Origin of the sequence: Cryobacterium soli, assembly GCF_003611035.1 — a bacterium.
Lineage (GTDB): Bacteria > Actinomycetota > Actinomycetes > Actinomycetales > Microbacteriaceae > Cryobacterium > Cryobacterium soli.
This window is the reverse complement of record NZ_CP030033.1, coordinates 2944637-2957740: the sequence shown is the minus strand read 5'-3', so window position 1 is coordinate 2957740 and position 13104 is coordinate 2944637. Positions and strand designations below refer to the sequence as shown.

Genomic DNA, 13104 nt, shown 5'->3' with positions numbered 1-13104 from the left:
GGTGTACTCAGGCGGCGCCTCCGCCGTCGGTCGTCCTGCTCCATTGGGCTGCGCGTTCGTTTCGGGAGGCGCGCTCTGCCGTTTCGAGGATCCGGGCGGCTCGGGTTTGGGGACGTTTGGCCTGGACGATCCATTCGAGGATGCCGCGGCGGGCGGACGGGGGAAACCGGTCCCAGTTCGCCCGTGCGGGAGGCTTCTCGCCGAACGCCTCGTCGAGGTCCGCTGGAACAATCAGGTCCTCGACATCATCGAGCAGCGTCCACGAGCCGTTGTTGATCGCTTGCGCGATCACCGCTTCACCGGCGGGAAGCAGGAGTCCGGCTGCACGGAGCGTTTCCACCCGGATCTTGTTCGGCCGGGACCAGGCACTCGTCGGTTTTCGTGGAGAGAAATAGAGCATCGTTCGCTCCTCGTCGAGTTTCTGCGGTTTGCTGTCCACCCAGCCCACGCACAGAGCCTCTGAGACGGCATCGTCGTAACTGACCGAGGGCCTGCCCGTGGCTTTCTTCCACGACACCAGCCAGACGGCTTTTTCGTGTTCGTGGTGTGCGATCAGCCAACCGCGCCACTGACCGCGAGTCTCCGCATGGACCCGCGGTGCGGTGGCGGGGGCAGCCACTAGTCGCCTAACCGTCGGCGAGCTTGGCCGCGATCGATCTCAACGCCTCGTCGAGACTGTCCTGGATTCCCGGGTAGCTCGCCGACGTCGTGAGGGTGAGGTTCAGGCGAGTGACATCGTCGCTTTCTTCGGCGCTGAGTCGGCCGTGGTACTCGTCGTTGTCGGGCGAGCCCCACGAGATGCCGTGGCTGGTGGGGTCGGAACGGAACCAGGCGTCGGCAGTGACCGGCTCACCGCTGTCGTCATCGGCACCGTCCGGATCGATGACCGCGGTCGTGCGCACCAGCTCGGGCCCCACGAGCTCGGCCGAGGTGATGCGGGGAAAGTAGTACGGGAGGTTGCGGGGGTCGGCTATGAAAGCGAACGAATCATCCAGCGACTGGGGAAGGTCGATGGTCGCGGTGTAGTCGGTCATATGAGTGAACCCTTCTGACAGTCGGTCGATGCGCAGGTGCCGGCTGGACCGACAAACGCCAGTCCGCCGAATACTGGTGACGGAATAGTAACCGAACTGGACCCGTGTTCACCGGCTCAATGCGCACCGCTGGCCACCGGCGTGACCTGGGTGCCGGCGACCACCAGTGTGACTCTCGCCGGCGCGGTACCCGCCGTCGTGGTGCACCCCGCCGTCGTGGTGCACCCCGCCATTGCCAAGTGAGGGTTGCCTAACCTAGGGTCGAAGGTGATGACTTCCCCCACCGCCACACCCACGCCCGCCACCCGGATCGCTCCCGCCCGGGCCGCCCGGCCGCAGATCACCCTCCAGGTCGTGCGGCGGGAACAGCTCAGCGCACACCTGGTGCGGATCGTGCTCTCCGGGGACGAGTTCGACGACTTCGTCACCAACGATTCCACCGACAAATACGTGAAGATCTACTTCACCAAGCCCGAACTGGGCCTCACTGCTCCCTTCGATCTCACCGTGCTGCGCCAGACGCTGGCTCCGGACGACCTGCCCGTTACCCGCACGTACACCGTCAGGGCCGTCGACGCGGAAGCTCGCACGCTCACCATCGACTTCGTCGTGCACGGCGACACCGGACTGGCCGGCCCGTGGGCGAACGCCGCCCAGCCCGGCGACCTCCTCACCCTCTCCGCCCCCGGCGGCGGCTACGCGCCCGATCCGGCATCCGACTGGCACCTGTTCGCCGGCGACCAGTCGGCGCTGCCGGCCATCGCCTCGGCCCTGGCCGCGTTGCCCGCCACCGCGTCGGGCCTCGCGTTCATCCAGGTGCCCGATGCCAGCGAGGTCCTCGCCCTCGACGCCCCGGCGGCGGTGCAGGTTCGCTGGCTGTTCGGCGACGACCTTGCCATCCTGGTGCGAGAGGTGGATGCGGCCACCTGGCTGTCCGGCCGCCCGCAGATCTTCGCCCACGGCGAGCGCTCCGCCATGAAGGGGCTGCGCGAGGTGTTCGCCGGGCGCGGGGTGCACAAGTCCGAACTCTCCCTCTCGGGCTACTGGGCCGTGGGCCGCACCGAGGACCGTTTCCAGGCCGAGAAGCGCGAACCCGTCGGCGTGATCCTGCCGGTTCCGGGGTAGTCTCACCGCCGGCGGATGCCGTCCCAGCTGCGATCGCCGAGCAGCCGGGCAAAACCCGCGAAAATGCCGGCGACCCCGGCGCCCGCCCCCGCAAGCAGCGCGGCCCGGGCGACGAAGCCAGCCGGAGTGCCGACGACCGAGAGCAGGATCGACCCGGCCCCGGCGCTGACCGCGGCGGCGGCGAAAAGGCGCAGGTAGTACAAGGCCTCGTGCGGACGTCTCGCGGGCAGGTGGCCGCGCATCCGGAATGACCGTCGGAGCGCGAGGTGAGCGGTGAGCCAGCCGGCGAGGTTGGCGACGGAGATGCCCGCCGCGATGCCGAGCACGGTGAACTCCGGGGGGAGCAGCAGTGCCGCCGCCGATCCGGCCGCGGAGAGCCCGGCGATGACGAGTTGGGTGCAAAACGGCCCCCGGGCATCCTGCAGCGCGAAGGACGTGCGGTTGAGCACGTACGCCTGACTGAAGCCCACCAGCCCGAGTGACAGCACCGCGAGAACGTGCCCGACGACCGCGCTACTGAAAATCAGCTGGGTGAGCAGCGGCCCCACGGCCACGAACAGGGCAGCGGCGGCGATCGACACATAGGCGACCGGCCGGGTCGCCACCGACGACAGCTTGTCGGTCTCGGCCAGATCGTTCCGCCCGGCCAGTCCGCTCATCCGGGTATAGAGCGCCGTGGTCAGGGATACCGTGACGATGCCGTGCGGCAACAGCACGAGGAGGTACGCAGTCGAGAGCGAGTTCAGGCTGGCGCCTTCCACGTGCAATCCGTAGAGGGTCTGCCCCGCGTTGTTGGCGACGTTGGCGGTGACCAGATACGCAGCTTGGCCGGCCACGACGCCGAGCAGCGTCCAGCCGGCCAGGGTCGACATCTGACCGAGCCCGCCGAATCCCCAGCGGAATCGCATCCGGAACCCGATCCGGCGCAGCGGAATGATCAGGAGCAGCGCCTGCACCGCGATGGCGAGGGTGGCGGAGCCTGCGAGCACCGCGATCATGAGGGGGCTCCACGACGCGGCGTCATCCAGCCCGGACGGCAGTGCCAGGAGGAACACCAGGATGCCGGCGATGCCGATCAGATTGGAGACCGCGGGTGCCCACGCGGGGGCGCCGAACACGCCGCGGGCGTTCAACATCTGGGACAGCACGGCGAAAGCGATCAGGAAGAACACCTGCGGCAGGCACCAGTAAGCCATCGAGGTCGCGAGGGTGCGCCACTCGTCCGACCAACCGACCGTATAGATCCCCACGATGGCCGGGGCGCACAGGGTGAGCAGCAACGTGGCGGCGGCGCCGCCCACGAGCACCACGGTGAGCAGCCGATCGGTGTTCTCCCGGCCGACGGGACCGGCGTCCAGGTTCCGCACGATCTGGGGCACGAGCACCGCACCGAGCACACCGCCGGCGATCAGCGCGAAGAGATACGTGGGGGCCGTGTTCGCGGTCTCGAAGGCCTGGCCGCCCGCGTAAGCGCTCGTCGCGCCGATGGCAGCGACGAGCAGCATCGTCTTCACGAACCCCAGGCCCCGCGACACGAAGGTCGCGACCATCATCGATCCGATCGAACGTCGCACGCTCACAGCGGACGCCTCGCACCAGCCCGGCAGAGTCGGCACGCCGACGTATATTCCCCCATGCGCCCAGCGTCCCACAACCCGAACCCTCCACGGTTGCATAACTCGTTGGCAAGTGAAAGACTCAACCACATGGAAAGTAATCCGATTGGCCGGGAAAATCCAACGGGTGCCCAAGCGTCCCTCAACGCGATCGCGGCGGATAGGCGGCAACTCGCTGTGCGGGCGAAGGCACCGGGATGGATGTACCCGATTCTGGGGCTGTCCACCGCCGGTATCGTCGCGTCGCCCGTGATCGCCGATCCGGTCTGGATGCTGGTACTCATCGCTGGCGCCTGCGCCGTCGCCGTCGCCCTCGAATACGCCTACAAGAAGCAAACCGGCCTGTCCACCAACCGGGTTCCCGGGCCACGCAGCCTGCTGATCCTGATCGGGATGGGTGCGGTGGTGCTGGCGATGCTCGCCGCGTCGTCCCTTGCCACCACAATCGACCAGCCGGCCTGGGTGATCGCGACCGCGGCAATCGGCTTCCTGACCATGTTCCCGGGCGGCTTGCTCTACGACCGAATCTACGCAGCGGAGTTGCAGCGTGGGCTCTGACGCACGCTTCGACGAGTCCATCCACGCGCCCACCCGGCTGCGACTCTGCGCGTTGCTCCGGCCGGTGGACTATGCCGAATTCTCGACCATCACGGCGACCCTGGCAGTCAGCGAGGCGAATCTTTCCAAGACCGTCAAGAACCTGGTCGATCTCGGCTACGTCGCCACGTCGAAGGAGACGTCCCCGGACCGACCGGATTCACGCCGCCGCACGAACGTGTCGCTGACCGGCACGGGCCGCCTAGCCTTCGACCGGCACCTCGCCGCACTGCAGGACCTGGCCGACTCGTCGCGCGTCGACGCCATCCCCACCGCGCCACCGCCCGTCCCGTAAGCAGGCGATACGTTCCTGCCGCCAGAGGCACACCTGGTCTGGTGTTCGCCGCCGGCGCGGCGAAGCGACCGGGCCCCGCCACCCAGAATGGACACATGGGCACCTCGGAATTCACCGTGCGGCGTGGGCCGGTCGAACTGTACGTCACCGATACCGCGGGTACGGGGTCACCAGTCGTGCTTCTGCATGGCTTGGCGGGGAGCAGCACCGAGATGCTGGCCACCGCGCGTGCGCTCCCCCACCATCGGGTCCTGACAATGGATGCGCGCGGTCACGGCCGGAGTACCCGTCGCCCCGACGACGTCTCGCGCGAGGCTCACGTGGCCGATGTGATCCATCTGCTCGAGTCGGTCGTCGGCGAACCTGTTGCCCTGGTCGGCCAGTCCATGGGAGGGCACACGGCACTGCTCGTCGCATCCGCCAGGCCTGACCTCGTGGATCGGCTCGTTCTTCTGGAGGCCGGCGTCGGCGGTGACGGCACCGCGGAGAGCCGGGCGGGGATGCGCCAGTTCTTCGGCTCCTGGCCCACGCCATTTGCAGACCGGAGCGAGGCCGAGCTCTTTCTGGGCGATTCTGCCCTGTCGCGTGCGTGGATTGACGACCTGGAGCGTCGCCCCGACGGACTCTGGCGGCGCTTCGATACCGACATCATGATCGCGACCATCGAACCCGTCGACGCCCGCGCCCGCTGGGATGAGTGGACGACCGTGGCGGTGCCCACTCTCGCCGTCTTCGGTCGCGACGGTATGTTCGACGCGGTGGCCAAACGCGATTTCCTCCGTCGCGGTCGCCGTGTGCAGCACGTCGATCTGGCCGCGGGCGGTCACGATGCCCACCTGGAAGCCCACGATCTGTGGGTCACCGCCCTCACCGCATTCCTGGATGGACCTGCCACATCGACCCGACGAGGGCGCAGCACAGATCCTGTGTGAGCGCGATTATCGGTTGAGGACGAGAGCGCTACCTAGTCCAGCACCGCGGCGACGGCTTCGATCTCCACCAGCTGGTCGGTGTAGCCCAGCACGGTGACGCCCAGGAGGGTGCTCGGCGCGTCGTGCTCCCCGAAGGCACCGCGCACGATCGTCCAGGCGTCCACGAGATCACTGTGCCGGGCGGATGCGACGAGCACCCGGGTGCTCAGCACGTCGTCGAGTCCTGCTCCGGCAGCAGCCAGAGCGATCACGAGGTTCTCCATGGCCTTCGCGGCCTGCGCCTGGACGTCGCCGACTCCCGCCGTGCTTCCGTCGAGATTCAGCGGGCACGCTCCGGCCAGGAAGATCAGCCGCGCTCCGGCCGGAGCGGTGGCCGCGTAGGCGTACTCGGCGGAACTGGAGAGTGCAGCGGACCGGATCAGGCTGACGGCTGAGGACATCCCCACAAGATATCGCCCACCCGCACGGCACCCAACTCTTGCATAGGGGCCTACCGCCGAACCGGGTCTTCTGCCACGCTGTGCGCCATGAGCATCCGAGCCCATGTGGTGGTCGGCGTCTACCCCGGCCAGGCCGACGGCGTGGTGTTGCAGGCGGCGGTTTTTGCGGCCCGCTTCGACGCCGAACTCGTCTGCGCCTGGGCCGACCCGTGCCGGCAGCCACGATCCCACCACCCCGACGCCGCCACCCGCCAACCGGCCGCACCGCCCGCCATCGACTCCCTCACGGATGCGCCGCACCTAGCCGCTGCCTCCGAACCGTCCACGCCCGCGGACGCCTTCGACCCCTACCTCGCCGCGCACCTCACGCGCATCCTGGGCGGGCACGCCATTCGGTGGAGCATCCGCCACCTCAGCGGCGACCCGGCCCGCGCCCTCGGCGAGCTCGCCGAGTCCCTCCGCGCCGCCATGATCGTGGTCGGCACGCGTGATGGAACCGTGCGGGGCACCCTGCAGGAGTTCTTCGTCGGCTCCATAGCCATGAATCTGGCCCACCACCAGCACCGCCCAGTGGTGGTGATCCCCCTGGCGCCGGAGTCCTTCGACGACGACCTGCCGTGGGAGTCGGACTGAGCGGTGTACCCTTTTGCGTGGTGATGGATCCCACCTGAGCACCCGCTCGAACCGCCATTTGCGCTGATGGTTCCTACCGACTTCTTGGTCGCGCCGGATCGGCCGATGAGACTGGTGGGTGAGCGTGACGAGCAGGCCGAGCGGCGGATCCCTCGTTCTGCTGCGACACGGCCAGAGCACCGCGAACGCAGCCGGCCTCTTCACCGGCATCCTCGACCCCGCCCTGTCAGCGCCCGGCGCCGACGAGGCACGCGCGGCCGCGGCCCTGCTGGCCGCCAACGACCTGGTTCCGGATGCCCTGCTCGTCTCCCCGTTGCGGCGCGCCACCCAGACCGCCCGGCTGGTCGCCGACGAGCTGGGCCTGCCGGAGACCGCGGTCACCATCGACTGGCGGCTGATCGAGCGTAATTACGGCGCCCTCACCGGTCGGCACAAAGACGACGTGCGGGCCGAGTTCGGCGAGGCCCAGTTCCTGGCCTGGCGCCGGTCCGTCGACACGGCTCCGCCCGAGATGTCGGCGGAGCAGGTTGTCGAGTTCGCCGCGACCGAGCTGTTCCGCGGTCTGCCCGCCCGGGCGCTCACCCGCACCGAATCCCTGCGTCACGTGATGGGCCGCGTTGCCGAGTTCCACGCCGAACGCGTCGAACCGCTCTTGACGGATGCCCGAACCGTGCTGGTCGTGGCGCACGGCAATTCGCTGCGTGCCTACTGCGCCGTGCTCGAGCAGCTCGACAAGTCCGCCATCCACGCGCTCAACCTGCCCACCGGGCATCCGTTGGTCTACCGGGACGGCGGCCGGCGCTACCTCGACGCCCCCCGCGCCGAGGCGGCCGCGCTGGCCCTCACCCTCGACGGCGGCACCTGATGATCGACCCGGACGCCCTGGCACGGCCGGTGCACCTGCGCTGGCAGTACCTCGCCCTGGTGTTCGCCGGCGGAACCGTCGGCACCGCCCTCCGCGAGCTGTTGGCGATCTCGGTGCCGCCCGTGGCCGGCGTCGCCGTGGTGATCGTGGGCATCAACGTGGTCGGCGCCTTCCTGCTCGGCCTGTTGCTGGAGACCCTGGCGCGAAGCGGCCCCGACGACGGCCGCCGCCGCCAGCTGCGGCTGCTGCTCGGCACCGGCGTGCTCGGCGGCTTCACCACCTACAGCGCCCTGGCCACCGACACGAGCCTGCTCCTCGCCGACGACCGCGTCGGCACGGCCCTGCTCTACGCGCTGGGCACCGTCATCGTCGGCGCCATCACGGCCTGGGCCGGCATCGCCTGCGGCGCCGCCCTGCACCGCCGGCGGGGAGCCGACTCGTGACCCCGCTGCTGTTCGTGGCCGTGTCCCTGGCCGGCGGACTCGGCGCCGCGCTGCGCCTGGCCCTCGACGGCGTCGTGCGGGCCCGGGTGCGAACGACGCTTCCCGTGGGCACCCTGCTCATCAACGTGCTCGGGTCGCTGCTGCTGGGCCTGATCACGGGTCTGACCCTGGCACTCTGGCTGCCCGAGGCCTGGCACCTCGTGCTCGGCGGTGGCCTGATGGGTGGCTTCACCACGTTCAGCACCGCGAGCGTCGAAACGGTGCGGCTGGCCCGGGACCGCCGATCGCTCTCCGCCCTCGTCAACGGGCTCGGGATGCTCGTGCTCGCGGTCGCCTGCGCCTTCCTCGGCCTCTGGCTGGGCCTCAGCGTCTACGGCTGAGTCAGCATCACCACGGCGAACATCATCGCCGAGAAGAGAGGGAACAGCCAGTCGGTGACCAGCGCGAGCACAAAGGTGGAGCGTTTGCGACCGGCCGTGGGCGCCTGTCGGGGGTCCGTGATGTCATCGACGTTTCCCCGTCGAAGCGTGCGGATGGTGTTCCCCACCGAAATCACGATCATGGTGGCCGCCAGGCCGACCAGCCACGGCCAGGCCGCCAGCACCAGCCACGCGTCGTCGATCGTTCCGGGCGCCACGACGGAGGACAAGAAACCGGCTGCGCCCCCGATGACGAACAGAAGTCCGAGGACCCACGGGTGTCGGATGGCCACGTCGAGATACAACGGCAGCAGGGCAATGAGCACCACCGTCACCCCCAGCAGGGCCAGTTGAGCGGGTGAGACCAGGAGGGGCTCGCCTGTCGCGCCGGGCACGAGAGCCTGCATGAACCCCAGGAATGCCGCGAGTCCGCCCAGGGCGGGCCAGAGCGCTGCGTTACGCCAGCGGCTTTGAACGTCCCGGGGTAGTTCAAGCGCGGCGGCGTAGTCGCGGGCGGGGCCGAACGCATCCTCGGCGTGCTGCCCGCTGTCCGCGAGGAGCTCTCGGGCACTCGCGACAGTGTCTCCGATAGCGGGGCCGTTCACCTGGCGCAGCCGGAGTTCCACGATGAGGTCGTCGAACCATTTCTTGTCCGAGGTACTGATGTTCGTGGTCATGACAGGTTCTCCTTGGTCGGTCGATGCTCGGTGAGGTACGTGATCGTGGTTCCCGTGAACCGGGTCCAGTCGGCGCGCAGCCGGTCCAGTTCGGCACGACCGCGGTCGGTGAGGGCGAAGTACTTCCGGCCAGGGCCGGCAGCGCCCGGCCGCCACTCGGTGACAACCAGACCCGCCGTCTCGTAGCGGGTCAACAAGGGATAGAGCGTTCCACCCTTGATCACCCCCAAGCCGCTGCGCTCGAGGTCGGCGATGATCGCGTACCCGTAGGAGGGTCCGGCCTCGAGCGCGCGCAACGCCATGAGGCCCAGGGTCGCCCGCAGCCAGTCGCTCGGCCAGTCCCCCGGGATCGGGTCTGGGAGGTCGGATTGGTGAGAGAGCATGACTACATTGTGTGTCTAAGTAGTATGACTGTCAAGCCATCGTCTGCGCTGCATCCCAGTGGGCGGCGATGGTGTTCCCGACTGCAATCCGGATACGTGAGTGAAACGGAGTTTGACGTTGCCCTAGCGGCAATGTTTAGAGTCAAGCGTTATGACCATCTCCGTGATCGACAGCGCTTCCGCCACCGCAAGCATTCTGGATGCGGCTCCGGAAGCGCGTGCAGACCTCGTGCGCAAGATGTGGGCACCGATGGCAGGCATGTATCACTTCATCCCCGGCGGCATCGATATGGCCACCGTGCACCGGCAGAACTTCGGCTTCGACTGGGAGGATTCTTCTGCCACGCTGCGCGACGGGTTGGCTGCGCTGGTCGCCGCCGACGCCTGGACACGAATCGCCAACGCTCTCGACATGGGCGCCGCAGCAGTGGAGTCCGCCGATCCCGCTGTGCGAGTGCCCGACCTGAAAGTCCTGCTGGTGCTGGGCGATCACACCAACGGTCATTTCCTCGATGAGATTCAGGGGCTATCCGGGTTCGGCGGTATCGGTGGATACATCACCCTCACCGTGTGGCCAACGGCACGCGTCCTGGACCGGCTCGAAGCCATCGCCGTCCACGAGCTCCACCACAACGTCCGCTACGCAGCCGGCGGCGTGGTCTGGGACCCTGCGATCGTGACGGTCGGCGAGCACGTCGTATCCGAAGGCCTTGCGGACACCTTCGCGACAGAGCTCTTCGGTGATGCGGGCTACACCCACTTCGTCGCCGAGGCGACCCGCGCCGACAACGACGTGCTGGCGAAGGTCGCGACCGGACTCGACGTCACAGGGATGCAGAACTTCGCTGCCTGGGTCCTCGGCGATTCCACGGCACGGCTTTTCGGTGGGGCACCTGTCGGTCTGCCGACCGGTGCGGGTTATGCCGCCGGCACACGCCTGGTCGACGCCTATCTGCACGCCACTGGCACCAGCGCTGCACAGAGTGTGCGAACGCCCTCGTCCGATATTCTCCGTGAAGCGCTGCCTCGACTCGGTCTCACGCCGCCCGGTCGGGCCTGACAATTGAGAGCACACCGGGGGTGCGTCATGGAATGGACGGTCAAGGAGCTCGCTGAGCGCGCGGGAATCAGCGGACGTACGTTGCGTCATTATCACCGCATCGGGCTGCTTCACCCCGACCGCATCGGAGACAACGCTGGATCGACGCACCGCAGCGGTTCGGCACACCCTCATGATGCGTCGTGAGGGTCGCGAACCACAGATGGATGTCATGCTCCAAGGCTTCAACGATGCTTACGAAGCAGAAGTCGTCGAGCGCTGGGGGCGCGCAGCGTTCGAAGCCTCGAACCAGTGGTGGCATGGAAAGTCGGTTCACCAACAGCTCGACTGGAAGTCCAACGCCGAGGCTCTGCTGACGCGCTGGCGTGAAATCCAGGAAGAGGGCCACGAACCCGATTCCGTGGTGGCTCAGGAGCACGCCGCCGTGCACCTGGACTGGTTCGCCGCGATCCCCGGAACGCCGATGCACGACGGCGACGAGGAGAAATCGGCCGCGATGCTGCTCGGGGCTGCCGACCAATACGAGTCAGACCCTGACTTCCACCTCAGTTTTGGCGGCGCGGCCGCCGCACGGTTCGCGGCGGCCGCGCTTCGCAGCCACGTGCAGCAGCACTGACACCGACGTGCCGGGGAGCGGCGCGATCAGCCCAGCCGGATCAGCTTCTTGTTGGTGAACTCCTCGATGGCGAACCGGCCCATTTCACGGCCCGAGCCCGACCGCTTGACGCCGCCGAACGGCAGTTCGGCCGCGTCGCCGAGCACCAGGTTGACCCAGACCATGCCGGCGTCGATGGCATCCGCTACCCGCAACGCCTGGTCCTGATCGGTCGTGTAGACGTAGGAGCCCAGGCCGAAGGGCGTGTCGTTGGCAACCCGCACCGCGTCCTCCTCGGAAGAGACCCGGTAGAGCGCCGCGACGGGGCCGAAGAACTCCTCCCGGTAGGCGTCCATTTCGGGCGTGACATCGGCGAGCACTGCCGGCGGGAAGAAGTTGCCGGTGGCGGTACCGCTGGCCAGCACGGTCGCACCCTGGGCAACGGCCCGGCCCAGCTGCTCCTCGAGACGTTCGGTGGCGGCGGCAGAGGAGAGCGGCCCGAGCAGGGTGCCGTCGGCGAACGGGTCGGCCGGCTGCGCGGCGGTGAACACGGCGGTGAACTTCTCGGCGAACTGCTCGTAGAGGTCGTCGATCACGATGAACCGCTTGGCGGCGTTGCAGGACTGGCCGTTGTTGTCCAGGCGGGCGTTGACGGCGTCCTGCACCGCGGCATCCAGATCGTCGGTGGACAGCAGGATGAACGGGTCGGACCCGCCGAGCTCGAGCACGACCTTCTTCAGGTGCTTGCCCGCGAGCTCGGCCACGGCCGCGCCGGCCCGTTCGGAGCCGGTGACCGAGATGCCCTGCACCCGCGGGTCGGCGATCAGGGTCGCGACCTGCTCATTGGTGGCGTAGATATTCACGTAGACCCCGGCCGGGGCGCCCACAGTCTGGGCGGCCTCGGCGAAGATGTCGGCGATAGCGGCCGCGGACTCCGGGCACTGCGGGGCGTGCTTGAGCAGGATGGTGTTGCCGCCCACGACATTCGGGCCGGCGAAACGGGCTACCTGGTAGTAAGGGAAATTCCACGGCATGATCCCCAGGAGCACGCCGAGGCCGCCGCGACGGATGAACGCGCTGCCCTCGCCGTCGGAGAGTTCGATGGGCTCGTCGGCGAGGAAGGCCGCGCCGTTGTCGGCGTAGTACTGGTAGATCGCGGCGGCGAAGTCCACCTCGCCCAGGGCCTGGTCCAGTGTCTTGCCCATCTCGCGGACGATGATCGCGGCCAGCTCGTCGCGGCGCTCGGTGTGCAGCTCGGCGACCTTCTGCACGAGGGCGGTGCGCGCGGCAACGTCTGCTGTGCGGGACCAGTCGCTCCGGGCGGCGTCGGCCGTGGCCACGGCCGCCTCCAGCTCATCCGCGGTGATGGTGGGGTACTCCCGCAGGGTCTCACCGGTGGCGGGATTGATGACGGCGTAGTGGCTCATGCTGGTTCTCCTTCGGTGACGCACGGTTCGGCCAATGGATGCGCGATCCATCGTTCTGGCAACTCTTTCCGCAGCCGAGCGGGCTTATTTCGGACGAATCCGCCCCCATAGTGCCATATGAACCCCTGAGATCGATATGCCCAGCGCGGATGCGAGCTCACGCCGGCTGCCACAGTTCGATCCTGTTTCCTTCCGGGTCGGTGACCCAACCGAACCGGCCCACGCCATCCATCTCCTGGATGTCGTCGGCCACTTCCGCCCCGGCAGCGCGCAGCTGTGCGAGCATGGCGTCGTGGTCGTTCACCCGGAAATTGAGCATGGTCTGTTGCGCCCGCGAGCCGAAGTAGTCGCTATCGGCGTCGAAGGTCGCGAACACCGTCGGCCCGGCCGCCTGGCTCCACAGGCCGTTGTCGTCGACGTCCAGGCCCAGGCACTCGCGGTACCAGGCGCTGAGCGCCACAGGGTCCGCGGACCGCAGGAAATATCCACCGATTCCCAGTACTCGTTCCATGCCGACATCCTGGCACGGCACCGATACGGAAGACTGGCACGACACCGATCGC

General features: G+C 68.2%; 19 protein-coding genes and 1 riboswitch. Of the genes, 11 read left to right on the top strand and 8 right to left on the bottom strand.

Translation table 11 applies throughout. The annotated features are described in order from the left end of the window. Positions 1-7: 7 nt before the first annotated feature. A complete protein-coding gene (locus DOE79_RS13705) occupies positions 8-619 on the bottom strand; it encodes a YdeI/OmpD-associated family protein (RefSeq protein WP_120338981.1) in 612 nt (203 codons plus the stop codon). A 7-nt stretch (positions 620-626) separates the two neighbouring features. Further along, complete coding sequence (locus DOE79_RS13700) at positions 627-1034, bottom strand: SRPBCC family protein (protein WP_120338980.1); 408 nt, start codon at positions 1032-1034, stop codon at positions 627-629. Between the two features lie 270 nt (positions 1035-1304). Here DOE79_RS13700 and DOE79_RS13695 point away from each other — a divergent pair, with 270 nt between their 5' ends. Further along, positions 1305-2159 (top strand): siderophore-interacting protein, encoded by an 855-nt coding sequence (locus tag DOE79_RS13695; RefSeq protein WP_120338979.1) that lies wholly within the window; start codon positions 1305-1307, stop codon positions 2157-2159. A 2-nt stretch (positions 2160-2161) separates the two neighbouring features. Here DOE79_RS13695 and murJ read toward each other — a convergent pair whose 3' ends face one another. After that, a complete protein-coding gene (murJ, locus tag DOE79_RS13690; protein ID WP_162942753.1) occupies positions 2162-3739 on the bottom strand; it encodes a murein biosynthesis integral membrane protein MurJ in 1578 nt (525 codons plus the stop codon). 237 nt (positions 3740-3976) lie between these two features. Between murJ and DOE79_RS20570 the strand changes: the two genes are divergently transcribed. Genes DOE79_RS20570 through DOE79_RS13680 form a run of 3 tightly spaced genes read left to right on the top strand, consistent with a single transcriptional unit; the run spans position 3977 to position 5599 of the window. After that, positions 3977-4333, top strand: a complete 357-nt coding sequence (locus DOE79_RS20570) for a hypothetical protein (protein WP_162942752.1) — start codon at positions 3977-3979, stop codon at positions 4331-4333. Continuing rightward, a complete protein-coding gene (locus tag DOE79_RS13685; protein WP_120338977.1) occupies positions 4323-4667 on the top strand; it encodes a transcriptional regulator in 345 nt (114 codons plus the stop codon). The genes DOE79_RS20570 and DOE79_RS13685 overlap by 11 nt, the downstream gene beginning before the upstream one ends. A gap of 41 nt (positions 4668-4708) precedes the next feature. Next, entirely contained in the window at positions 4709-5599 is an 891-nt protein-coding gene (locus tag DOE79_RS13680) for an alpha/beta fold hydrolase (protein WP_245976944.1), read from the top strand. 32 nt (positions 5600-5631) lie between these two features. Here DOE79_RS13680 and DOE79_RS13675 read toward each other — a convergent pair whose 3' ends face one another. Next, positions 5632-6039 (bottom strand): RidA family protein, encoded by a 408-nt coding sequence (locus DOE79_RS13675; protein ID WP_120338975.1) that lies wholly within the window; start codon positions 6037-6039, stop codon positions 5632-5634. A gap of 87 nt (positions 6040-6126) precedes the next feature. Here DOE79_RS13675 and DOE79_RS13670 point away from each other — a divergent pair, with 87 nt between their 5' ends. The 4 genes from DOE79_RS13670 to DOE79_RS13655 all read left to right on the top strand — a co-directional run bounded on the left by DOE79_RS13670 (position 6127) and on the right by DOE79_RS13655 (position 8360). Further along, on the top strand, positions 6127-6672 hold the full coding sequence (locus DOE79_RS13670) for a universal stress protein (protein ID WP_120338974.1): 546 nt from the start codon (positions 6127-6129) through the stop codon (positions 6670-6672). Between the two features lie 10 nt (positions 6673-6682). Next, positions 6683-6755: riboswitch (Fluoride riboswitch) on the top strand. 35 nt (positions 6756-6790) lie between these two features. Further along, positions 6791-7537: a 2,3-bisphosphoglycerate-dependent phosphoglycerate mutase gene (locus tag DOE79_RS13665; protein ID WP_245976943.1), complete on the top strand. Its 747-nt coding sequence runs from the start codon at positions 6791-6793 to the stop codon at positions 7535-7537. Beyond that, complete coding sequence (locus DOE79_RS13660) at positions 7537-7980, top strand: FluC/FEX family fluoride channel (RefSeq protein WP_120338973.1); 444 nt, start codon at positions 7537-7539, stop codon at positions 7978-7980. Before DOE79_RS13665 ends, DOE79_RS13660 begins: the two co-directional genes overlap by 1 nt. Further along, entirely contained in the window at positions 7977-8360 is a 384-nt protein-coding gene (locus tag DOE79_RS13655) for a fluoride efflux transporter FluC (protein ID WP_120338972.1), read from the top strand. The genes DOE79_RS13660 and DOE79_RS13655 overlap by 4 nt, the downstream gene beginning before the upstream one ends. Here the strand turns inward: DOE79_RS13655 and DOE79_RS13650 are convergent. Then, positions 8351-9076 (bottom strand): hypothetical protein, encoded by a 726-nt coding sequence (locus DOE79_RS13650; protein WP_120338971.1) that lies wholly within the window; start codon positions 9074-9076, stop codon positions 8351-8353. The genes DOE79_RS13655 and DOE79_RS13650 overlap by 10 nt on opposite strands. Next, positions 9073-9459 carry a PadR family transcriptional regulator gene (locus tag DOE79_RS13645; RefSeq protein ID WP_120338970.1) on the bottom strand — a complete coding sequence of 129 codons (387 nt, stop codon included), beginning with the start codon at positions 9457-9459 and terminating at the stop codon, positions 9073-9075. The genes DOE79_RS13650 and DOE79_RS13645 overlap by 4 nt, the downstream gene beginning before the upstream one ends. Before the next feature lie 151 nt (positions 9460-9610). Here DOE79_RS13645 and DOE79_RS13640 point away from each other — a divergent pair, with 151 nt between their 5' ends. From DOE79_RS13640 to DOE79_RS13635, 3 genes are read left to right on the top strand one after another with little or no spacing between them, the layout of a single operon-like run. Next, positions 9611-10519, top strand: coding sequence for a DUF2268 domain-containing putative Zn-dependent protease (locus DOE79_RS13640; protein WP_120338969.1), 909 nt, complete (start codon positions 9611-9613; stop codon positions 10517-10519). 27 nt (positions 10520-10546) lie between these two features. Next, a complete protein-coding gene (locus DOE79_RS21175; RefSeq protein ID WP_220094232.1) occupies positions 10547-10705 on the top strand; it encodes a MerR family DNA-binding transcriptional regulator in 159 nt (52 codons plus the stop codon). Between the two features lie 16 nt (positions 10706-10721). Then, positions 10722-11135 carry a TipAS antibiotic-recognition domain-containing protein gene (locus DOE79_RS13635; RefSeq protein ID WP_220094231.1) on the top strand — a complete coding sequence of 138 codons (414 nt, stop codon included), beginning with the start codon at positions 10722-10724 and terminating at the stop codon, positions 11133-11135. A 26-nt stretch (positions 11136-11161) separates the two neighbouring features. Here DOE79_RS13635 and DOE79_RS13630 read toward each other — a convergent pair whose 3' ends face one another. Together DOE79_RS13630 and DOE79_RS13625 are read right to left on the bottom strand one after the other, a co-directional pair. Next, the gene (locus DOE79_RS13630) at positions 11162-12541 is read right to left on the bottom strand and encodes an NAD-dependent succinate-semialdehyde dehydrogenase (RefSeq protein ID WP_120338968.1); all 1380 of its coding nucleotides are present in this window, start codon (positions 12539-12541) and stop codon (positions 11162-11164) included. Positions 12542-12698: 157 nt separating this feature from the next. Further along, a complete protein-coding gene (locus DOE79_RS13625; protein WP_120338967.1) occupies positions 12699-13052 on the bottom strand; it encodes a VOC family protein in 354 nt (117 codons plus the stop codon). Positions 13053-13104 lie beyond the last annotated feature (52 nt).